At 39.1% G+C, this 23400-nt stretch carries 20 protein-coding genes; 8 read left to right on the top strand and 12 right to left on the bottom strand.

Translation table 11 applies throughout. The annotated features are described in order from the left end of the window. Positions 1-163 precede the first annotated feature (163 nt). From FBD94_RS18495 to FBD94_RS18485, 3 genes are read left to right on the top strand one after another with little or no spacing between them, the layout of a single operon-like run. A complete protein-coding gene (locus tag FBD94_RS18495; protein ID WP_131612351.1) occupies positions 164-1468 on the top strand; it encodes an O-acetylhomoserine aminocarboxypropyltransferase/cysteine synthase family protein in 1305 nt (434 codons plus the stop codon). A gap of 3 nt (positions 1469-1471) precedes the next feature. Continuing rightward, positions 1472-2530, top strand: a complete 1059-nt coding sequence (locus FBD94_RS18490) for a homoserine O-acetyltransferase family protein (protein WP_131612353.1) — start codon at positions 1472-1474, stop codon at positions 2528-2530. 7 nt (positions 2531-2537) lie between these two features. Beyond that, positions 2538-3779, top strand: a complete 1242-nt coding sequence (locus FBD94_RS18485; protein ID WP_136881309.1) for a homoserine dehydrogenase — start codon at positions 2538-2540, stop codon at positions 3777-3779. Positions 3780-3842: 63 nt separating this feature from the next. Here FBD94_RS18485 and FBD94_RS18480 read toward each other — a convergent pair whose 3' ends face one another. From FBD94_RS18480 to FBD94_RS18470, 3 genes are read right to left on the bottom strand one after another with little or no spacing between them, the layout of a single operon-like run. Then, entirely contained in the window at positions 3843-5177 is a 1335-nt protein-coding gene (locus FBD94_RS18480) for a dihydrolipoamide acetyltransferase family protein (protein WP_136881308.1), read from the bottom strand. A gap of 50 nt (positions 5178-5227) precedes the next feature. Further along, positions 5228-6475, bottom strand: coding sequence for a competence/damage-inducible protein A (locus FBD94_RS18475; RefSeq protein WP_136881307.1), 1248 nt, complete (start codon positions 6473-6475; stop codon positions 5228-5230). A 9-nt stretch (positions 6476-6484) separates the two neighbouring features. Continuing rightward, entirely contained in the window at positions 6485-9229 is a 2745-nt protein-coding gene (locus tag FBD94_RS18470) for a putative LPS assembly protein LptD (protein ID WP_136881306.1), read from the bottom strand. Positions 9230-9285: 56 nt separating this feature from the next. Here FBD94_RS18470 and FBD94_RS18465 point away from each other — a divergent pair, with 56 nt between their 5' ends. Genes FBD94_RS18465 through FBD94_RS18455 form a run of 3 tightly spaced genes read left to right on the top strand, consistent with a single transcriptional unit; the run spans position 9286 to position 12008 of the window. Continuing rightward, positions 9286-10164: an N-acetylmuramoyl-L-alanine amidase family protein gene (locus tag FBD94_RS18465; protein WP_394347793.1), complete on the top strand. Its 879-nt coding sequence runs from the start codon at positions 9286-9288 to the stop codon at positions 10162-10164. 39 nt (positions 10165-10203) lie between these two features. Beyond that, positions 10204-11046 carry an N-acetylmuramoyl-L-alanine amidase family protein gene (locus FBD94_RS18460; RefSeq protein ID WP_136881305.1) on the top strand — a complete coding sequence of 281 codons (843 nt, stop codon included), beginning with the start codon at positions 10204-10206 and terminating at the stop codon, positions 11044-11046. Between the two features lie 17 nt (positions 11047-11063). Beyond that, positions 11064-12008, top strand: a complete 945-nt coding sequence (locus tag FBD94_RS18455) for an MlaD family protein (protein ID WP_136881304.1) — start codon at positions 11064-11066, stop codon at positions 12006-12008. A 75-nt stretch (positions 12009-12083) separates the two neighbouring features. On the opposite strand, the gene FBD94_RS18450 is transcribed toward FBD94_RS18455, so the two are convergent. From FBD94_RS18450 to FBD94_RS18435, 4 genes are all read right to left on the bottom strand, one after another. After that, positions 12084-12995: a ribonuclease Z gene (locus tag FBD94_RS18450; RefSeq protein WP_136881303.1), complete on the bottom strand. Its 912-nt coding sequence runs from the start codon at positions 12993-12995 to the stop codon at positions 12084-12086. Then, positions 12995-13381, bottom strand: coding sequence for an STAS domain-containing protein (locus FBD94_RS18445; protein WP_131606003.1), 387 nt, complete (start codon positions 13379-13381; stop codon positions 12995-12997). Before FBD94_RS18445 ends, FBD94_RS18450 begins: the two co-directional genes overlap by 1 nt. Positions 13382-13520: 139 nt before the next feature. Further along, positions 13521-14465 (bottom strand): phosphoribosylaminoimidazolesuccinocarboxamide synthase, encoded by a 945-nt coding sequence (locus FBD94_RS18440; RefSeq protein ID WP_136881302.1) that lies wholly within the window; start codon positions 14463-14465, stop codon positions 13521-13523. 43 nt (positions 14466-14508) lie between these two features. Next, entirely contained in the window at positions 14509-15477 is a 969-nt protein-coding gene (locus FBD94_RS18435; protein WP_136881301.1) for a PhoH family protein, read from the bottom strand. 102 nt (positions 15478-15579) lie between these two features. On the opposite strand from FBD94_RS18435, the gene FBD94_RS18430 reads away from it, so the two are divergent. Together FBD94_RS18430 and FBD94_RS18425 are read left to right on the top strand one after the other, a co-directional pair. After that, entirely contained in the window at positions 15580-16359 is a 780-nt protein-coding gene (locus FBD94_RS18430) for an SAM hydrolase/SAM-dependent halogenase family protein (protein WP_131606009.1), read from the top strand. 8 nt (positions 16360-16367) lie between these two features. Next, positions 16368-16652, top strand: coding sequence for a putative quinol monooxygenase (locus FBD94_RS18425; protein WP_136881300.1), 285 nt, complete (start codon positions 16368-16370; stop codon positions 16650-16652). A gap of 142 nt (positions 16653-16794) precedes the next feature. Here the strand turns inward: FBD94_RS18425 and FBD94_RS18420 are convergent, their stop codons facing one another. From FBD94_RS18420 to rpe, 5 genes are read right to left on the bottom strand one after another with little or no spacing between them, the layout of a single operon-like run. Beyond that, the gene (locus FBD94_RS18420; protein ID WP_136881299.1) at positions 16795-18039 is read right to left on the bottom strand and encodes a DUF1015 domain-containing protein; all 1245 of its coding nucleotides are present in this window, start codon (positions 18037-18039) and stop codon (positions 16795-16797) included. 57 nt (positions 18040-18096) lie between these two features. After that, on the bottom strand, positions 18097-19047 hold the full coding sequence (locus FBD94_RS18415; protein WP_169472352.1) for a D-2-hydroxyacid dehydrogenase: 951 nt from the start codon (positions 19045-19047) through the stop codon (positions 18097-18099). Between the two features lie 10 nt (positions 19048-19057). Further along, a complete protein-coding gene (gene serC, locus FBD94_RS18410; protein ID WP_136881298.1) occupies positions 19058-20122 on the bottom strand; it encodes a 3-phosphoserine/phosphohydroxythreonine transaminase in 1065 nt (354 codons plus the stop codon). A 49-nt stretch (positions 20123-20171) separates the two neighbouring features. After that, positions 20172-22547, bottom strand: coding sequence for a TonB-dependent receptor (locus tag FBD94_RS18405; RefSeq protein WP_136881297.1), 2376 nt, complete (start codon positions 22545-22547; stop codon positions 20172-20174). Beyond that, entirely contained in the window at positions 22547-23218 is a 672-nt protein-coding gene (gene rpe / locus FBD94_RS18400; protein WP_136881296.1) for a ribulose-phosphate 3-epimerase, read from the bottom strand. The genes FBD94_RS18405 and rpe overlap by 1 nt, the downstream gene beginning before the upstream one ends. Positions 23219-23400: the final 182 nt, after the last annotated feature.

The following is a 23400-nucleotide window of genomic DNA, read 5'->3' as shown; positions in this document are numbered from 1 at the left end:
GTGCTGTTGCATGCAATAATCATTAAATCTTCCTTTTGCATTTCTTGTAATCCATCCGGAAGGCCCTTTAGGGGTACGCTAAACTACTATATACTTTCATGCCTTTTTATGCCTGTGGGTATCCTCCTAAGAAATTAATTACACCATATAAATTAAACACAATATGTCAGCTTCTCATAAATTTGAAACATTACAAGTACACGCAGGTCAGGTAATCGATCCAACAACCGGTTCCAGAGCTGTACCTATATATCAAACTACTTCTTACGGATTTAAAAGCTCTGAACATGGTGCAAACCTATTTGCCCTGAAGGAGTTTGGAAACATCTACACCCGGATCATGAACCCGACTACGGATGTATTTGAAAAACGTGTAGCAGCCCTTGAAGGTGGTGTAGCAGGCTTAGCAGTAGCATCTGGACAAGCAGCACAATTTATTGCATTAAACAACATTTTAGAAGCTGGCGATAACTTCGTTTCCTCATCTCACTTATATGGTGGTTCTTACAACCAGTTTAAAGTTGGCTTTAAACGCTTAGGTATTGAAGTTAAATTTGCCAATGGCAATGATCCTTCAGATTTTGAAGCTAAAATTGATGCCAATACAAAAGCAATCTTCCTGGAAAGTATAGGTAACCCTGCTTATAGCATCATTGATTTCGAAAAGATATCAGCTATTGCCAACAAACATGATTTGCCTTTAATTGTAGACAATACTTTTGGTTGCGCAGGATACCTGTTTAAACCATTGGAGCATGGTGCACACATTGTAGTTCAATCTGCGACTAAATGGATTGGCGGACATGGAACCAGCATTGGCGGTGTAATCGTAGATGGTGGAAACTACAACTGGGGAAATGGCAAATTCAGTCAATTCACTGAACCATCTGAAGGTTACCATGGATTGGTATTTAATGAGGTGTTTGGAAATGATGGTCCTTTCGGAAATATCCAGTTTATCATTCGTGCCCGTGTAGAAGGTTTAAGAGATTTTGGTCCTGCCATCTCTCCTTTCAACTCCTTCCAACTGCTGCAAGGCTTAGAAACCTTGTCACTACGTGTACAACGTCATGTTGACAATGCACTTGCATTAGCGACCTGGCTTGAAGGCCATGAGGCTGTAAAAAGCGTAAACTACCCAGGCTTGGAAAGCAGTCCATACCATGCCAATGCTAAAAAGTACTTGCAAAATGGCTTTGGTGCTGTATTGTCTTTCGAATTACATGGCGCTAAAGAAAAAGCTACTTTATTGGTCGACAGCCTTAATTTGGTAAGTCATCTGGCCAATGTTGGAGACGCAAAAACACTAATCATACAACCTGCAGCAACTACCCATCAGCAATTAAGCGAAGAAGAACAAATTAGCGCTGGTGTTACCCCTAATCAATTGAGAGTATCTGTTGGTATCGAGCATATCGATGATATCAAAGCCGATTTTGAACAAGCTTTTGCTGCTATAAAAAAATAAGTAATGAGTACAATATCCACATATAATTACACCAAGACCTTTAAGCTTGAAAGTGGCAAGAAGCTCCGTAAGCTTGAAATTGCCTATCAAACTTATGGTAAACTGAATGCCAAAAAGGATAATGTAATTTGGGCCTGCCATGCACTTACTGCCAATTCTGATGTATTGGATTGGTGGAAAGGATTATTTGGCAACAACGCCTTATTTAATCCTGAAGAGCATTTTATCATCTGCGCCAATGTATTGGGCTCGCATTATGGTAGCACCAATCCTTTAAGTGAAAACCCGGTAACGGGATTACCTTATTACCTTTCCTTCCCCGAACTTACGGTGAGGGATCAGGTTTCGGCGCACCGCTTGCTTGCTGCACATTTTGGTATTCAGCACATTAAAGTATTGATAGGTGGCTCTTTGGGCGGACAGCAGGCTGTGGAATGGGCAATTATGGATCAAGGAATCGTTGAGAACCTTATCCTGGTAGCCACAAACGCGGTTCACTCTCCATGGGGTATCGCATTTAATGAAAGTCAGCGCTTAGCCATTAGCACCGACCGTAGTTTTTACGCACAAAAGCCTGATGGTGGTCTAAAAGGATTAAAAGTGGCCAGAAGTATCGCCTTATTGTCATACAGAACTTACGATGCTTATACAGCTACTCAGCTGGAAAGTGTAAATGATAAGACGGGTAACTTTAGAGCTTCTTCTTATCAGAATTACCAGGGAGAAAAGCTTTGCAAGCGCTTTAATGCTTACAGCTACTGGTACCTAAGTAAAGTAATGGATAGCCACAACGTTGGCAGAGGAAGAAACAGCGTAACTGATGCGCTGGCATTGATCAAAGCGAACACGTTGGTGATCGGAATTGATAACGATGTGCTTTTCCCAATCTCTGAACAGGAATTTCTGGCCAAAAACATTTCAGGTGCCGAATTTCATAGCCTTAAATCAGCCTATGGCCATGATGGATTCCTGATAGAAACTGACGCATTGACAAACATCATTGGTAATTTCCTGAAGGAAAGCATCAACAAGAAAATAATTAAATTACATAAAACAGCATAATAATTAGATGAGCAAGAAACTTAAAATTGGTTTATTTGGTTTTGGGGTAGTTGGACAGGGATTACATGACATTATCCGTGGTCAGGATTTGAATCTTGAAATCATTAAAATCGCCATCAAAAACCCTGATAAGAAGCGTACTTTAGATGCGCACCTTTTCACAACCGATCATGATGAACTGTTAAACAACAGTGAGATCAATACAATCGTAGAATTGATAGATGATGCTGAGGTTGCTTATAACATCGTTAAAAGAGCATTAATTAGTGGTAAAAACGTTGTTTCTGCCAATAAAAAAATGATTGCCTCACACCTTGCGGAATTGGTTGAATTACAAGAAAAGCATGATGCTTCCTTACTATATGAAGGTGCAGTATGTGGTAGTATTCCAATTATCCGTAACCTGGAAGAGTATTACGACAATGAGCTGCTTCACGGCATCAGCGGTATATTCAATGGTTCGTCAAACTATATTTTATCCAAAATATTTAATGAGAACATGGAATATAGTGTAGCCTTAAAACAAGCACAGGATCTTGGCTTCGCAGAAACTGACCCGATTATGGATGTTGGTGGATACGATCCTAAATTTAAACTGGCTATTGCAACTGCACATGCTTATGGTTTATTCATCAATCCTGATAAAATTCTTAATGTTGGTATTCAGAACCTTTCTGAGAACGACATCAGGTACGCAAGAGAAAAGAACTTTAAAATTAAATTGGTACCTACTGCACGTAAAATAAGTACTAAACAAGTCGTGACTTATGTATTGCCAAAGTTTGTGAAGTCTGACGATTTCCTTTTCAATGTAGAAAATGAATACAATGGTGTAACTGTTCAGGCTGCCTTTGCCGATAAACAATTCTTTTTTGGAAAAGGAGCTGGTGGCCACCCTACTGGTGCAGCCGTATTGTCGGACATTGCCGCTTTAAGATACGGTTACCGTTATGAATATAAGAAATATCATCAGCACAACGGACTTGTGCATACTGATAATGTAAGCATTGAAGTTTACCTGCGCTATACGCATGAATACACTGTAGAGAAATTACAGATTGAGAACATTGTAGAAAGATTCTCACGTGATGACTACAAATACGTTATTGGAAATGTAAGCTTAAAAAGCTTGATGGCCAACCGTGATTTGTTGGAGCAAAAAGATGTGTTCATTGCCCACACAGGAAAATATACTTATACTGAGCAGCAGATTAAAGCTGTAGCAGATGAAGCCTCACTAGTTAGTTAACTAGTATTTGTTTTGATCATGAAAAGGCCCCAAATTGGGGCCTTTTTTAGTTTATATAGCAGTTCAGATTTCTCTGTTCATATCCCAGTTCTCCAGGTAATCGGCCACACGACGTACAAACGATCCGCCAAGCGCACCATCTACTACCCTATGGTCGTACGATAAAGAAAGGAACATCATGTGTCTGATCGCGATCACATCACCAAATTCTGTTTCCAACACCGCAGGTTTCTTTTTAATTGCACCTACAGCAAGAATAGCCACTTGTGGCTGGTTAATGATTGGCGTCCCCATCACATTACCAAAAGAGCCTACATTGGTTAAAGTAAAAGTACCGTTTTGTGTTTCATCCGGTTTTAACTTAGAATTACGGGCACGATTGGCCAGGTCATTCACAGATTTGGTTAAACCTACCAGGTTCAGCTGATCTGCGTTTTTAATCACCGGTACAATCAGGTTTCCACTTGGTAAAGCAGCTGCCATACCAATATTGATATCTTTTTTCTTGATGATTTGAGTACCTTTTACCGACACATTGATCATTGGAAAATCTTTGATCGCCTTGCTCACCGCTTCTACGAAGATTGGTGTAAAAGTGATCTTCTCATTCTCCCTTTTTTCAAAGTTCTTTTTCACTTTCTCGCGCCACATCACCATATTGGTCACATCAGCTTCTACAAAAGAAGTTACGTGTGGTGAGGTTTGCTTACTCATGGTCATGTGATCGGCAATCAGCTTACGCATCCTGTCCATCTCAATAATCTCGTCACCACCACTTACGCTTGTAGCCGCTTGTGGAGCTGGCGCTTTTACAGGTTGTGCAGCAGCAGATGCCTGCGCTACTGGTGCTGGCGCCGCAGGAGCGGTATTAGTTGCAACAGCAGGAGCTTTTCCACCCTGTTTATTTTGAATATAATTTAATAAATCATCTTTAGTTAAACGTCCATCAGATCCTGTTCCGGCAATACCATCCAGTTCAGCTAAATGAATTCCCTCCTGGGCTGCGATATTCTTCACTAAAGGAGAATAAAAGCGATCTGAGGCATTTTCAGCAGAAAGTTGCTCTAGTCCTGGTATATTCTCAATAACCGGCTCAGAAACCTTCTCTGGTGCTGCAACAGGCGCTGCAACGGCTTCAGTACTTACCGAGGCATCCATATCAGTTTCTATGATGGCAATTACCGCACCCACTTGTACAATATCGTCTTCTTTAAATAATTGCTTTACTAATCTACCTGCTACTGGCGACGGAACTTCAGAATCCACCTTATCGGTTGCAATCTCTAAAATGGTGTCATCCATTTCAATCTTATCGCCAGGCTGTTTAACCCACTTAATAATGGTTGCTTCTGCAACGCTCTCCCCCATTTTAGGTAACAATAATTCGTATTGAGCCATTTTTTATTTTATGATTTGTATCAGGTGCAAAAGTAAAGTATTTTGCAGACTTAACCCACATCTTGTTTAATCTCATTCAAAACCATAGACAATGCAGCTATGGCAGAACGCTCAATATTTTGTGCCCGGCGGTTACTAAAATTAAACTTCCTTGCAATTACATGGTGACTATTAGCTACCGCAACCCACACAGTACCAACTGGTTTATCTTCAGTTCCGCCATCTGGTCCGGCTACGCCACTCACAGCAACAGCATAATCAGTTTTAAAATTAATTCTTGCACCGTAGGCCATTTCTTTTACAGTTTCTTCACTTACGGCACCATAAGTACCCAATGTTTCGGCATGAACCCCTAAAACCGACGTTTTAAGTGCGTTAGAGTAGGTTACTGCCCCTCCTGCGTATACCGCCGAAGATCCTGGATGCTGAGTAATCAAATGCGCAATGTACCCACCTGTACAGCTTTCGGCAGTAGATAACGTGAGTTTATGCGCTTGCATTATATTCAATATCGCCTTCTCCAGTGCAATATCCTGATCAATGACTACATACTTTTTTACCTTATTGATGATTTGCTGTGCATAAGCTTCTACCTCTGCCTTAAGCAAATTTTCATCATCACCAGATCCGCTTAGTCTTAACCTGATTTGACCCAATTTTGGCAAATAGGCCAATTTAATATGTGCGGGTAAACTATCTTCTATCTCTTCCAGCTCTACCGCCAAAAAAGACTCTCCAATATTAGCTGTCAGTATCGTTTTATGAATGATCGCGGGCAGCTTAAATGCTTTCTTTAATCTCGGAAGAATCTCTTCCTCCATCAGGTACTTCATTTCAAAAGGAACCCCCGGCATAGAAACAAATATTTTACCGCGTTCTTCAAACCACATACATGGCGCCGTACCGTTCTTGTTTTTAATCACCGTACAGCCATCGGGCACATCAGCCTGTTTGCGGTTAGATTCGATCATCGGCTTATTATAACGGACAAAAATATCGGTTACATGCTCCAATGTTTCCTGATCTCGCCTAAAGCCCATGTTAAAATACCTGGCCATAGTTATTTTAGTGATGTCATCCTTAGTAGGTCCTAAGCCTCCTGTGATCAGAATGATATCCGCTCTTTTTTCTGCAAGCTGCAAGGCTTCAATGATATGGTCTGCATCATCAGAAACGGAACTAACCTGTTTAACTTTTATACCAATGAGATTTAATTGCTCAGCCATCCAGGCCGAATTCGTATCCACAATCTGACCAATCAGTATTTCATCACCAATGGTTATAATTTCTGCTAGCATAAAATATGTTTAGAATTTACTGTAGTATCCTTTTCTTTTGCTCAGTTTCAAATCCTGAAGAATTGAAGCCTTAACCTTAATATCAACAGAATAACTCTGGTAAAAACCAAAAGGTACCCAAGTAAAGGCCATATCCCAGCAATGTAGATCCCTATAAATAGCAAAGTTGGTTTGAGAAATAGTTTTACTCTTAAAATCCCAACCCGAGCTAAAAGTTACCTTCCATTTAGGTGTAAGATTCATGTCCCCGTTAAAGTTTAACGTGTTGGTTACTGTAGGCATTTGCCCAACATCAGTAGTACTATAATTAAAAGTATAAGAAAAGGCAAAGTTCCATGGAATATTAAAGTCAACAAAAGCATTTGGATCACGACTTACTTTAGCCAAAGCTTCAGCTTGCTCTGGTGATATCGCACCAGTATTCTTTTGTTCTTTTAGCTTATCATCAGTCTCATTTTTACGCTTAAGGGCTTCTGGATTTAAGCTGTAGCTAAAGGAGAAACCGAAATTGGTTAAACGAGGGAATTGACCTTTTGACCAGGTATATTTACTTACAAGTTTTCTGTTGGTAAGGTTAGTCGCAGTATCCAACACGTCTTCATACAAATAAGGGTTCAATGTACCGTAATAGTTAATACCAAGCTTATCGGTAAATTGCGAACGACCACTGAAACTTAAAGTCGATAACTTAAACTCCTTTGCAAGCAGATTATAAGATCCACTAATCCCTAAACCCTGAATGATTGGAATCTTCTTTTCTCCCGTTCCTGTCGTATCTTTTGGAGACAAGAATTTTGCCTCTACAGTATTATCGACAGAGAATGAAATAGAGGCACTTTTACCCTGTCCAGGACCTCCGTAATAAGAGCTTTCGTGAATTGAGTATTTTTCCTGTTCTACTACCCCATTTAAAATAGTATATTTTGGAGATCCGTCCTGATAATAGGCGTACTTATAGTTTCCTTTGCTTGGATCAGAAAAATCCGGTGTATAGCCAAAACTAACACTTGGAGTCATCACATGACGTAATGCCTTAAAGTTACCCAAGTTTTTGAACTGAGCTGTTGAGTATATCTTGGTAGATAATCCACCATTAATTGAATATTGACCAGATCTGTTAAAACCAGGTACCGTATCAATAAAAACAGCGTCCTGTTGATTTGGTACTTTAGCGTAAGTCTTTCTAATTGACTGTAAATGCCATCTTTCCAGGTAATTCAACCCTGTATTAAAGTTAAAATACTTCAATACATTAAAAGACATGCTAATAGGAATATTATGTTGCATCCCATTTCTGAACTTATATAAGCTTTCCTTTTTAAACAACAAGGAATCTGCGGTATTAATCTGATTGGTAGCTTGCATGCTATATCCTACCGATATTTTTTGATACCACTTTTGCTCACCCACACGGTCTTTTGAGTCAAATGGATTAAATGTAGGTACAGACAAGGTAACATCAGGTAGTGTTAAACTTACGGTCTTAGCCTGCGTTTCCTGAGAGTGACGTAATGCACTCGTAAAATTTATTCCTTTTCCAAAAATCTTACTATAGGCAATACTTGAAGACAAAGTGTTGTTTGCAGTTTGATTAGGGTCATAAGTATTTCCCCCCGCTGTTAACCTATCGTAGCTTGATGTACCCGCATTTACACTTGCAGAAAAAGTAGTTCCTGGCTTTGCATTTGGATTTTGTGAATGGCTCCAGTTGATCCTAAAATCCTTACTAGAATTATAATCTGCAGTTTCTTTAGTCCCATACTGATTAAAAGCATAGTTCAAATCAATATTTCCACTAAACTTATATCTTTTGGTATAAGTTGAGGCTCCCCTTGCACTAAATGATCCATACGAATAAATCGTCCCCGTAAGCTTTGCATCCCAATAATCACTTAAACCAATATAGTATCCACCATCCTGTAAGAAAAATCCTCTTGAGAAATCCTCACCTGGCGTTGGTAAAATAATCCCCGAACTCTTCTTATTTGGCTTGGGAAAAAAGGCAAAAGGCAAACCAAGCGGTAAAGGAATGTCTTCAATCTTTAAATAAAGTGGTCCGGCAATGATCTGATTCTCCGTCACGATAGCCTTTGTAAAGTGTATCCCAAAATGGGGATGCGGCAAGTTACAGGTACTAAAAGTCTGCCCCTTACTGTGTATTTCATCATCAGGCTGCTTCTTTGCCTTTCCACCTGTAAAAAAGCCGCCTTCCTGTTCGGTGTATACCCCAAATATATTACCGGCCTTGGTTGCAGTATTAAATCTTAACGAATCGGCCATAGAAGTCCCCTGTCCTTCCATTTTAAAAATTGGGCGCCCAATATATTTACCTTTATCATTTACAGTGCCTCGGGCGTAAATAATATTAGTCTTATTGTTAAAACTAATGTAATCCGCATCCAGCTCCAACCCCTGGTAAATCACCCTGGCTTTACCATATAAATAAACAATACTGCTGTCTTTGCTAAAAGAGACAGAATCTCTGGCCGCATATTGAATTTTTTCTGAAGCCGCAGTATCTTTTGGATTGCTCTGTACGCTCCCCTTTTTTAGAGAATCGTTCTTTGTTGTATCCTTCAGGTTGCGCTGCAGTTCGCCCTTATTCAGCGTATTCTTCTTTGTGGTGTCCTTCTTAGTTGTATCCTGTTGCACGACCTGAAAGGTCGAAAAAGAAGTAAAAGCTAGCGCTTGATTATTAACAGATGTTAATAAAACAATCGTTTTTAAAAAAATGATGTAGCGTAAAAGTTTCAAATTCGTGTGTGAATGTTATTTTTGCATTAATGTTTAATCCAAAACGTTCAAAATTAATGAAAAATATACCATTGCTTAGACCAAATGTAATTTTGATTATATTTATTTCTATAATAATAAACATTACGTCTGGTAACCAGGCATTTACACAAGAATATAAAATAAAAACCATCGTTATCGACGCTGGCCATGGCGGTCGTGATGGCTCAACACATGGTGCGTATTCAACAGAAAAAGATGTAGCCTTAAAAACCGCATTGAACCTTGGTGCTGCTATAGAGGCCAGTATGAAGGATGTAAAAGTAATTTATACCCGTACAACCGATGTATTTATCCCCCTTTACGAGCGAATTGCTATTGCCAATAATGCCAAAGCAGATCTTTTTATCTCCATCCATTGCAATGATATGCCCGTATATCGATCAACCATTGTTACCGGCTATAGAAAAGGTAAAAAAGGTAAAAGAATACCAATTACTGAAACTGTATCTCGTAAAAGCACTTCTACCAGAGGCGTAGAAACCTTTGTATCTGGTATGGGAAGATTGAACGAGCAGGACGAAGTGATCAAAAGAGAGAATGCGGCCATCTTCTTGGAGGACAATTACAAGGAAAACTACGAAGGCTTTGATCCAAACAACCCAGAAAACTATATTATTCTATCTTTGATGAAGAATACCTTCAGGACGCAAAGCCTGAAGTTAGCGAAATTGGTTCAAGATCAATATATTCGTGTGGGTCGTGTAGATCGTGGTGTTCAGGAGAAAAGTCTCGCTGTACTAGCCAGAGCTGGAATGCCAGCTATATTGACAGAAATTGGATTTATCAGTAATCCTACCGAAGAGAACTATATGAACTCTGAAGCTGGACAAAAAGAAATTACAGAATGCTTACTAAAAGCTATTGAGAATTATAAAAAAGGTATCGAAGGGTAATTATCGATACCCAGCAATTAAAACAAAGATTAAAGAGAGATGAGATTAAAAAAAATTGTATTCCTATTAGCCATTCCATTATTTATAAGTACACACGCTGCTTTTTCTCAAGGATATAAGGTTAAAACAATTGTCATTGATGCAGGGCATGGCGGCCCTAAATCCGGTGCAGCCGGAAGCTATTCACTAGAAAAGAATGTCGCTTTAAAAGTAGCCTTAAAATTAGGCAAGAAGTTTGAAGAAGAAATGCCGGATGTAAAAATCCTTTACACCAGAAAAACAGATATCGATGTGGAGTTTCATAAAAGAGCAGCATTGGCCAACGACAATAAAGCAGATATCTTTATCTCTATACACTGTAACTCTATGCCAGATAGAAGAGTGTTAACCGGCTATACCACTAAAAGAGGAAAAAAGGTAGCTCAGTATGCTTCTGTAAAAAACACTTCCACTAGTGGGACCGAAACATTTGTTGCCGGATCACATCGCTTAAATGAACAGGATGCTGCAATCAGAGAGAATGCCGATATCAAACTGGAGAAAAATTATAAGGAAAATTATGATGGTTACGACCCTAATGATCCTGAGACATTTATTATACTATCTTTGTTCAAAAATACCTTTAGAGATAAAAGCCTGAAGCTAGCCCGGTTAATTCAAGATGCTTATACAAATGATAGCAAAAGAGTAAACAGAGGCGTAAAAGAACAAGGTTTGCTAATTTTACAAAGATGTGGAATGCCCGCAGTTTTAACAGAAATTGGATTTATCTCTAACCCCAATGAAGAGGATTACATGAATTCTGCTGATGGGCAGGACGAGATTGTAAATTCCATTTATAAAGCTGTCAAAACATATAAAAAAGAAACTGAGATAAATTAAATTAATACTCATACTGAATGAAGATCGCAAACGAAACCAAAGTAGGCATATTGGCAGCCTTTTCTATCACTCTATTAATTGTAGGTTATAATTTCTTAAAAGGTAATGCCATTTTTTCCGATGAGACCGTCCTGTATGCTAAGTATCCTAGAGTTGATGGATTAGGTGTATCAAAACCGGTTTTAATCAACGGTTATCAGATCGGTCGTGTAGACCAATTACAACTACAATCAGATGGATCCATTTTGGCTACATTAAAAATCAAAGGCCAGTATGACATCCCAAAAAACAGTATTGCAAGATTGGAAGGAACTGATCTTTTAGGTAGTAAAGCTATTGTGTTGACTTTAGGCACAGGTACTGATTATGCTCAGGATGGCGACTTCCTGAATGCCAATGTTGCAAAAGGACTGCTTGAAACTGTTCAGCCAGTTCAGAGAAAAGCGGAATTGATCATTGGAAAAATGGACTCTATACTAACCAGTGTAAACTCTATTTTAAATCCTAACTTCCAGAAAAATGTAGATAAAAGCTTTAACAGCATTGCTTCTACCCTGTCGTCTTTAGAAGGTACTTCTAAAAAAGTAGATAACCTGGTAGGTTCTGAAAGTTCAAAAATTTCTGCAATTTTAGCCAATGCTGAATCAATCTCCAGCAACTTAAAGCAGAACAACGAAAAGATCAATGCCATTTTAAATAACATCCATACCATCACCGATCAGGTAGCTGCTGCCAACTTTAAGCAAACTATTGAGCATGCAAATAAAGCCGTTGCTGACTTGCAAGGGATAGTAGGTAAAATTAATAACGGACAGGGCACGTTAGGACTGCTGGTTAATGACACAAAGATGTATGAAAACTTAACCAGTGCATCTAAAAATCTAGATAGTCTGATGATTGACTTAAAGCAACATCCTAAACGTTACGTTCACTTCTCTATATTTGGTAAAAAGGATAAGTAACTGTAAGTTCTCGATAAAACAAAAAGAGCTTCAGCAAATGCTGAAGCTCTTTTGTTTTATTGAGAATATCCTCTTTTATATGGAATAAGTATTTCCTTCTATTGCGAGCTCTGTATTTTCAAACACCGACCTGGCTTCTTCCAACAAGGGCTGTAATGTCTTGTATCGAGACGAAAAGTGTCCGATAAGCAATTTAGCAGCTCCGGTGTCTTTAGCAATCTGAGCAGCCTGTAATGCAGTGGTATGATGGGTTTGATTGGCCCTATCTAACATCTCGTGCAAGAAAGTGGCTTCATGATACAAGGTATCGCAACCTTTTATAGTTTCAAAATAACCTTCATCAAACAAAGTGTCCGAGCAGTAGCAATACTTTTTCGGGCGCTCTGAATCGGTTGTATAGTCTATGTTTAGCAATACCTTGCCGTCTGGTAAATCCAAGTCTACCCCTCTTTTTAGCAAAGGGTAATATTCCAGTGGAACCTGTTCGGCTTCCAGTTTTTCAACCATCAACTTGCGTAACCTTTTCTTTTGTACAAAAGAAAAACCAGTACATGGAATCCTATGATTTAAAATAATAGTTTCAACGGTCAAGTCTGCATTCTCAAAAATCTGAACAGACTTATCTGCTTCTATGACGACAAACTCAATAGGATACCTAATTACGGTTTCCGAATGCTTAAACTGCAAAGTCAGGATCTCGGCTAGCGCAGCAGGAGCAAATATCATCATAGGCTTCACACGACCGTTTAAATGCAGACTAGAAAGCAGTCCGATCAATCCGAAGTAGTGATCACCATGCAAATGGCTGATAAAAATAAAATCTATTTTATTTGCTTTAAACCCGAATCTGATGAGTTGTTGTTGAGTACCTTCGCCGCAATCGATCAAATAGAACTTTTCGTTGCAGTTTAAAAGCTGTGCCGTAGGATTCCTATTGTATACAGGGGTAGCAGAACTACTGCCTAAAATAGTAACCTCAAACTTCATTAACCTTTATCTACGCTCCCTAAAAGTTCTTTTTCGATTTCTTCCATAAAGATTAAATCGGTAGCCTCGTCTACTTTGTTAACGATAGTTAAGGACTGATCAAGATTTGACATCTCTAAAATCTTTGCTACAACGCTGTTTATGCCCGTAACAATAAATAATCCGTTTGCTTTTTTACAAAGTCTGTCTCCAAAAAGTAAACTGCTCAAATCCTGTGAATCTTCACACTGCTTTACCGCTGATAGATCTAATACGATGTTACAGTACCCTTCTGTGTTCAATAAAATGAACTCAGATTTCAACTTCGGTGTATTGTCGTTTGTTAACTTCGATTCGTTGAGTTTTAAAACAACATACTTTTCATGCTTATCTACTGAAAATTTCATGATATTGATAATTTAGTCTAATACGAAAGTAATTAATTTTATCTGTATATAAATGCCCTGTTTAAAACTTATCCGTATTTAAACAGGCATTTACAACATTTTTGTACTATTGCAAACGCAATAATAGCAATTTAAAAGGCTAAAGGCTATTTAAAAACCCTACCACATTCTTTTCAATACGGGCTACTACATCCGACTGCTCATTTTTAATGAACTGATCACCGGTAATTTGCTCGTAAAGTTCAATGTAACGATCTGATATAGAATTTACGATCTCAGGCGTCATTACAGGCACTACCTGGCCATCCTTACCCTGAAAACCATTTTCGATCAACCACTTGCGCACAAACTCTTTAGACAGTTGTTTCTGAGGTTCTAGCTTATCTTGTCGCTCGGCATAACCTTCTGCGTAAAAATAACGTGAAGAATCAGGCGTATGGATTTCATCGATCAAAAAGATCTCTTCGCCAACTTTACCAAACTCATATTTAGTATCCACCAGGATCAATCCCCTATCAGCAGCCATTTGTGTACCACGCTCATACAAAGCGAAAGTATATTTTTCAAGCTGTACATAATCTGCTTCAGACACAATGCCTTTTGCTAAAATATCTTCCCTCGAGATGTCTTCATCATGGCCAACAGCCGCCTTGGTCGTTGGTGTAATGATCGGCTTAGGAAGCTTGTCATTCTCTTTCAATCCTTCAGGTAAAGCAACGCCACAAACGCTACGTCTGCCTGCACTGTATTCTCTCCAGGCGTGTCCTGCCAGATATCCCCGCACAACCATTTCAACTTTAAAAGGCTCGCAAATGCGACCTACAGTTACCATTTCATCAGGTACACTAATTACCCAGTTAGGCACGATATCCTCTGTGGCATTTAAAAACTTAGCCGCAATCTGGTTTAATACTTGTCCTTTAAAAGGTATTGCCTCAGGTAAAACCACATCAAACGCAGATATTCTATCTGTAACCACCATAGCCATAAACTGGTTATCAATGGTGTACACGTCGCGCACTTTTCCCTTGTAAAAATTGGTCTGCTTTGGAAAGCTAAAATTTGTTTCTTTAATTGCTGTCATTTTAATTCTTACTCTTTAATCCTTGCTCCTTAATCTTTGCTCTTTATTGTATATCGCCGTAAGCTTTTAATATTCTTTTCACCAGTTTATGCCTTACCACATCATCACCATTCAGGTAAATGATATCAATACCCGGTATATCATCAAGTATGCGCAATGCATTGTGCAGCCCCGACATCGTTTTCTTCGGTAAATCTATTTGTGTGATATCCCCAGTTACAATCATCTTTGCAGATGGCCCCATACGGGTCAAAAACATTTTCAATTGCAAATCTGTTGAATTCTGTGCCTCATCTAAAATCACATAACAGTTATCCAATGTCCTTCCACGCATAAATGCCAAAGGAGCAATCTCAATTGTTCTGTTTTCTATATAAGTCTTTAATTTCTCGGCAGGGATCATATCGTCCAATGCATCATACAATGGGCGAAGATACGGATCTACCTTTTCCTTCAAATCTCCTGGAAGGAAACCTAAGTTCTCCCCAGCCTCTACAGCGGGACGGGTTAATATGATCCTTTTAATCTCTTTGTTTTTCAATGCTCTAACCGCTAAGGCTACGGCAGTATAGGTCTTTCCAGTTCCTGCAGGACCAATAGCAAAAAGTACATCATTATTAACAATGCTCTCCACCATCTTACGCTGATTGGCGGTTCTGGCCTTTACCAATAAACCATTCGTACCAAAAACGATCACTTCACCACCACCGCCAGTACTTCCAGGCTTTTCAGCACCTTGTTCAGCTGTGCTTGATGTTTTTTTCGATCCTAAAATTGACTCCACATCATTTGGGGTTAAAGCGCTGTATCTCTCCAAATGCTCAAGCAGCTGGTTATACTTATGTTCAAAACCCTTAAGCTCTTGATCATCACCTAGTACCTTTACTTCTGTGCCTCTTGCTACCAGTTTTATTTTGGGAAAAGCATTTTTTATAAGCTCGTAATGCTCATTATTTGTGCCCCAAAACTGGGCCGGATCTACCGATTCTAATGTTAAGTTGAGTTCGTTCAAAATATTGTTTTTTAGATATGAGTGTATATTTTGATATAAAAATTGAATATTTGTACGCGATTTGCCGCTTACGCAAGATTAAGAATAAATATTCAATTTTTAATGGCCATTATTACTTTAACAACAGATTTAGGTTCAAAAGATTTCTATCAGGCTGCCCTTAAGGGAAGTATACTGAGTATCTTACCTACAGCTACAATTGTTGATGTAACACATGAAGTGCCATCCTTTAATATTTCGCATGCAGCTTTTGTTTTAAAGAATGTTTACCCCTACTTCCCAAAAGGAACAGTTCACCTAATTGGGATCGATTCTGTATTCAGTCAGCACACTAAATACATTGCTTTAAAATATAAAGATCATTTTTTTGTAGGTGCCGATAATGGTATTTTCTCCTTACTATTTGACGAAAAGCCCGAAGAAATTGTGGAACTAAACATTATGCAGGACTTAAAATACCTGCACTTCCCCCTTGTCGATATTTTTGTTAAGGCAGCAACTCAGCTGGCCAAAGGCGCCAAACTGCAAGATATTGGCGTTGCTACCGACAACATAGAAGAAAGAATGCTACTAAACCCTGTTATCGAACGCGATATCATTAGGGGAAGTGTAATTTACATCGATACTTTTAGCAATGTGATCACCAACATTACTAAAGAACTATTTACTAAAATTCAACAGAATAGAGATTTCACGCTTTACTTCCGTAAAAACGAGACCATCAACCAGTTAAGCTGGCATTACAATGAAGTTCCGGAAGGAGAAAAGTTATGCTTGTTTGGCATCAGTAACCACCTCGAAATTGCCATCAACAAAGGCAAGGCCAGCGGCTTACTGGGCCTACACCTTAATGATATCGTTAGGGTCGAATTCCACTCTTAAACAACCTTATGTTAGTTCGTGTAGTCAAAATGCATTTTTCTCCGGCTTTTATAGCCGAATTCAAAGTCCTGTTCCAATCTGTACAGCCAAAAATTGCAGCCTTTAACGGCTGCACAGGTGTAAAACTGTTGCAAGATCACAACAATCCCGAAATATGGTTTACCATCAGTCATTGGGCCGACGAGACGCATTTAAACGCCTACCGTGACTCAGAACTATTCAAAACTACCTGGGCGCTTGTAAAGCCTAATTTTCAGTCTAAAGCTGAGGCATGGAGTTTGCTGGATACTTAGTAATGAAAAAGCAATTCTTTAAAATACTTGTTAAGCTCAATAAGCTGTTATTGCCAAAACTGTACAAGGTCGACCCCATGAAATTAACCAACGTACAAAAAGCAATACTCGGCTACAAATACTGGACAGTTACAAACTCGCTTTAATTGAAATAGCTAGTGAGTAAGCCTACCAGAAACTTAGGCTCAACCCATGTTGATTTAGGCGGCATTACCCCGCCCGCATCAGCTACAGCGATCACTTGTGCTACAGAAGTTGGGTACAACACAAAAGCTGCCGCAAACAAGCTATTATCTACCTTAGTTTGCAAATCAGCTATAGGAGTCCGCCCACCTTCAAAAGTAATCCGGGCATCTGTTCTTGGATCATGAATCTTCAATATGGGCTCCAATATAAAGTTCTGTAAAATGCTCACGTCAAGCACTTCAACAGGATCATTTTCATTGTATATCACAGGCTTCGGACTAAGCACATACCATTGATGATCAAAGTACATACCTATCTTATGTAAAGCCTTAGGTTTTACAGGTACAGCCGATTTCTCGACAAGGAACGAACTGTGCAGTGCAGCGATAAACTCAGCTCCATTTAAAGTTCCAATATCCCGGATCAACCGATTAAACTCCAGCACCTTTACCTCATTGGTATTCATGTAAACCGTACTGAAGTAGTTATAGGCTTCGGTGCCATTGTGTTTAGCACCATTGAGCTTTTTCTTTTGCAGTCCCATCTTTGCCATAGACGCAGCACGATGGTGTCCATCGGCAATATAAACAGCAGGCATCTGTGCAAATGCAGTTACAATGGCCGCAAGATCTGTTTCATCAGAGATGGCCCAGATTTTATGCTCTGTACCATCTGCAAACGTAAAATCAAGATTAGGCTCTAGCTGTAGGTATTGCTTTATTACCCGATCAACAACCGCATTGGGGTGATAAGTAACCAGCACTGGATTGGCATCCAAACCCGTTTGTTGCAGATAATCGGCCAATAGCTTTTCCCTGCGTTCTACTGTAGATTCGTGTTTTTTTATCCTGCCTTCCAGGTAATCATCAATATGGGTAAGCGTCCAGATTCCTGTTTGAACCAGATCGTCGTGTCTTACCTGGTACACATAAATGGAAGGAGCAGTTTGTTGCACCAAATATTTATGCTCGATAAAACCTTCTAAATTTTCACTAATCTTTTTAAAGATGAGTTCTTGTCTCGTGCCGCGCAGATATGGATTATCCAGCTCCGGGTCAATCAGATGAAGAAAGCTACAGTCATTTTCGGAAGCGATTAACCGTGCTTCACCAGTACTGTAATTTTCAAGCGGACGCGTCACAACCAAGGATTGCAAAGACACTGCGGGCATAAATGCGCAGAAAGGTTTAATACAGGGCATATTTGGTTAAAATAAAAGAGGTTGCATAGTAATACAACCTCTTTTTTAAATGTTTACTTATTTATTAAAGTGCTCAATAATTAACGAAGCTAGTTCCGTACCAATACGTTCCTGAGCTTCATTGGTTGCAGCACCAATATGAGGCGTTAAAGATATTTTTGCATGTTGTAAAATTGCAGCATCTGGAGTCGGTTCGTTATCAAACACGTCTAAACCAGCAAAAGAAACTTTACCACTGTCTAAAGCCGCAATTAAAGCCGCCTCGTCAATCGTACCACCTCTAGAACAGTTCACCACACCAACACCTGGTTTCATCTTCGCAAACTCCTCAGCACCTAAAATAGGCTTATCTGCAAAAGGAGTATGTAAGCTAATGAAATCACTGTTTGCAATTACCTCATCCAAGGATACTGTTTTGAAAGGAATCTCCACAGAAACACCACCTTGGAAAGTCAAAGGTAAAGAACCTTCAGCAGGGTAAAGGTCATAGGCCAATACATTCATACCTAATCTAAGGGCAACTTTAGCAGTTTCGCGACCAATACGACCGAAACCAATGATTCCCATAGTTTTGCCTTGCAATTCAACACCACCAGCATAAGCTTTTTTCAAAGCATTAAACTTAGTAGCACCTTCAACAGGCATTTTTCTGTTAGAATCCTGTAAAAAACGGATACCAGTAAACAAGTGTGCAAAAACTAGTTCAGCCACAGATAATGAAGAAGCAGCAGGTGTATTTACCACAGCAATTCCTTTACTACGGGCATATTCTACATCAATATTATCCATTCCAACACCACCTCTACCAATCAATTTTAGATTAGGTACCTGGTCTATCAAATCCTGACGTAATTTGGTTGCACTTCTAACGGTAATACCGTCATAGTTTTTTAAAGCTTCAACCAATTGATCCTGAGGAACAGTCTCGGTATCCACCACAAAACCAGCTTCTTCTAATATTTTTTTACCGATAGGATCAATCCCATCGTTTGCAAGTATTTTAATCATTAATTTATTTTTATTTGTGGTTCTCTGCAAAAGTCTGCATTAATTCTATTAGGGCGTGAACGCTAGTAATTGGCAAAGCATTGTACATTGATGCTCTGAAACCGCCAACACTTCTGTGTCCTTTAATACCTTCAATACCATTCTCTTCAGCAAGTTTCAAGAAAGGTTTTTCCAACTCTGGATTCTCCATTACGAAACATACGTTCATTCTTGAACGGTCTTCAATTGCGCAAGTCCCTTTAAACAAAGGATTTCTGTCAATTTCAGTATATAAAGCATTCGCCTTTGCGATGTTTTCTTTTTCAATTTCAGCTACCCCACCTTTTGCTTTTAACCATCTTAGGTTTAGCATAGCTACGTAGATAGAAAATACTGGTGGAGTATTGTACATCGATCCACCATCAATATGAACTTTATAGTCCAACATTGAAGGAATTCCTCTACCTGTTTTACCTAAAATCTCATCTTTAACAATCACAATCGTTAAACCAGCCGGGCCAATATTTTTTTGAGCACCTGCATAGATCAAGTCATATTTCGAAACATCAATTACACGGCTCATGATGTCAGATGACATATCACAAACTACAGGAACTTTGGTTTCAGGCAAACTGAACATTTCAGTTCCATAAATGGTATTGTTTGAAGTGCAATGAAAATAAGCACTGTCTTCAGGGATGCTATAATCTTTAGGGATAAAGGTATAGTTCGAATCTTTTGAAGAAGCAACGATGTTTGCTTTTCCAAAGAATTTCACTTCTTTAATGGCTTTATTAGCCCAAACACCTGTCTCCAGATAACTTGCCGATTTACCTTCTGGTAGTAGGTTCATTGGTACCATGGCAAATTGTAAGCTAGCGCCTCCTTGTAGAAATAAAACGGAATAGCCGGCTGGAACATTTAACAATTCTTTAACCAATTTTTCAGTCTCTTCAACAACGCCTTCAAATTCAGAAGTACGATGAGAAATCTCTAGGATAGACAGGCCGTCTTTGAAATCTAAAACAGCCCTTGATGCTTGCTTGAATACTTCCTGCGGTAAAATGCAGGGTCCTGCGCCGAAATTGTGTCTCATTTTTTATAGTAGTTTTATTGCTGTAAATGTAACATTTTTATGCCGTTTATTATTTCGATTTTTTAAACTTAACCACCAATTTTAAGTTAAGCCGCCTGCTTGTTAAGTAGTTAGGAACAGCATATTGTACGTTATCCATATCTCTCAACCATAAATAAGAAACTGTATTATTGATATTCAACAAATTAAATACTTCAACATATGCAGTAAACGAACTAAAATATTTCTCCAGAAAGCTTGATTTTTTTACGGCAAAATCATCTAAAAAATCTTTCGAGAAACCAATATCTACCCGCTTATATGCCGGGATGTGAAAATCATCTGAATATCGTTGAATAAGTGGCGAGCCTATAGGCAGTTTAGATCCATAAAGTAAACTCAAATGCACCTTATAAGTTGGACTGTTCAATAAGCGATCCTGGAAGTATGCCGAGAAGTTTAACCGTTGGTCTGTAGGACGCTTCATAGTGCCATAATCATCGCCCTTAATGTCCTGACTAGCCTTCATCAGCGAAAGTCTGAAATAAGACAATAGATCTTTAACAAACTCCCCTCCTATACCAAAATCGGCACCATAGGTGTAACCCCTTGCCTCTTCAGTTGCAAGGTATTTTATCCGCACATTATCTATCATATAAGGAATCAATCGATCCAGGTACTTAAAGTAAAACTCCGAACTAAACTTTAAGCGTGTACCCAATCCATCAAATGCATAATCCAGTCCGGCCGAAGTATTATAAGCGCGCTGTGCTTGTTGCTTTAAATTCAATATCCCATTAAAATCTCTTATACTTCTGTAATCCGGAGCTTGCTGATATACCCCTGCTGTAAAACGAAATATCTTGTTGTTACTTGCTGGTCGGTAAGCCAACAGCAATCTTGGGCTCAGTAACAGCTCAGTACTCAAATCGTTATAACTTCCTCTTATGCCCAATTGCAGGTCAGTCTTGGCTGATAAACGGTAGCTATCCTGCGCATACGCAGTATAATACTTGATGGTTAGCCTATTTGCCGCATCGATGTTGTTATCCTGGTAAAAATTCGGTGACTGATTTAGGCTGGCAGAAGATTCAACCCAGCTATACTCCTTTAAATTATCATTGTAATGCTTTTGTTCAAACCTTATCCCCCAGGAAAATGTATGACTTTTAAAGGTCTGATCCGCCTTTAACTCCGAACTAAAATTCTGGGAAGTAAGCGCATTCATGGCAAAATTGGTATAACCGCCAGTCCCCCAATTTGCAGGCTGATTTCCAGAAACACCTCCTTTATAAAAATCATAAGTAGCTTCCAAGTCAATATGCTCTTTTTCGTCCGTCCTAAAATAACTGTTTATCCATTTCATTACATAATTTGACTTCGGAATAAACTTTAGCGTCACAGCCCCACCTGCAGTCTGATAGCTATCCTTCTCTTCACCGGTATAATCCACGTCTAAACGCATCGTCGCATTTAAAGTACCAAACTCCGTCACGCGACTTTCGGGGATCAGCCTAAAAGTTCCGCTGTTAAAATTACCCAATAAATTCAGGCTCATTTTCGCAGACAAATCATGGTTATAAACCACCTGTACGTCCGTAAAATTAGGGGTATAAACACCCTTACTATCCTGCTTGCTTAATATCCCAGTATTGTTCTTATACCTTATTCCTGCCAACAGGTAACTGTTTTTGCTGACAATTTTTGAGCTAAAGGATACCCCAAGCAAACCAGCATTTAATATGGCAGTACTGCTATCGGGCCTATCGTACTTTACGTCCAGTACAGACGAAAGTTTATCACCATACCGGGCTTCAAAACCACCTGCTGAAAACTTTGCCGAACTCAGTAAATCATTATTTATAAAACTTAATCCTTCCTGCTGCGCATTTCTAACCAGTACAGGTCTGTTGATCTCGATATCATTTACATAGATCAAATTCTCATCAAAACTACCACCACGAACGCTATATTGAGCGCTCAGTTCATTATTAGGCGATACGCCCGGTAAAGTTTTTAGAATACTCTCAAAGTTTCCAGACACAGAAGGCAGTGAGGTCACATCATTAATGTTTATCGTAATGCTATTACTCAGCTGGTTCTGTTTATTGGTAATCGTTACCTGCTCCAGCTCATTCGGATTAATGCCTAAGGTAACATTTTGCATAATTCGGCCCGCCTTGTCTTGTCTAACATTAACCAAGACTGGATTATAGCCTAAAAGTGAATATTTTAAGGTAAAAATTTTACTTCTCGAATAGATATGATAACTACCATGCACATCGGTTACTGTACTCTGGCTTTGGCCCAATATCGTAATCGTTACCTGCTGTAAAGGACGATTAGCTTCATCGGCCACCAGACCTGATATTTTGATCAGTGGCTGTGCGCTTAGCTGCGTAACTCCTAATAAAACAACAAATAGCAACAGACAGGTTCTGAGCATTAACTTTGTACTATTCCGCCACTTACTTGTTTCAATTCGGCAATCATTTCTGTTGGCGAAGCCGCTCCAAAGATTGCATTTCCTGCTACCAAAACATCAGCCCCAGCTTCTAGCAACTGACCTGCATTATGAATACTGATACCGCCATCTACTTCTATCTTTAAATCTGGATTTACATGAGTAGCCATTGACCTTAACAGGGAGATTTTGCGAAGAGAATTAGGGATAAATTGTTGTCCGCCAAAGCCGGGGTTTACCGACATGATCAGCACCATATCCAAATCAGTTAATATATCTTTAAGTAAAGCTACAGGGGTATGTGGATTTAATGCAACTCCGGCTTTACATCCTGCGGCATGAATGGCTTGAATTGTTCGGTGTAAATGTGTACAAGCTTCGTAATGCACTGTAATTACATCCGCGCCAGAAGCAGCAAAGCGTTCAATGTACTGATCAGGATTAACAATCATCAAGTGTACATCCAAAGGTTTCTTTGCATGTCTTTTTATGGCTTCCATTACTGGAAAACCAAAAGAAATATTAGGAACAAACACCCCATCCATTACATCCACATGAAACCAATCGGCCTCACTTGAATTGATCATTTCTATATCGCGCTGCAAGTTTGCAAAATCTGCTGAAAGTACGGAAGGGGCTATTAGATGTTTCATATTTCGCTAGGCGTTGTTTATGTTGTAAATATAAATAAATAACCCATGTAAATAAAAAACCCCGCAATTTGCGGGGTCTCTGTTTTTATGTTTTCCGTCATCCTGAATTTATTTCAGAACCTCGGACATGCTATATCTGTCTTTCTCTTTCGAGATCCTGAAATAAATTCAGGATGACGATC

It is taken from the genome of Pedobacter hiemivivus, assembly GCF_005144565.1.
Classification (GTDB): Bacteria; Bacteroidota; Bacteroidia; order Sphingobacteriales; family Sphingobacteriaceae; genus Pedobacter; species Pedobacter hiemivivus.
The sequence above is the reverse complement of the archived record's forward strand: the minus strand, read 5'-3'. Positions and strand labels throughout refer to the sequence as shown.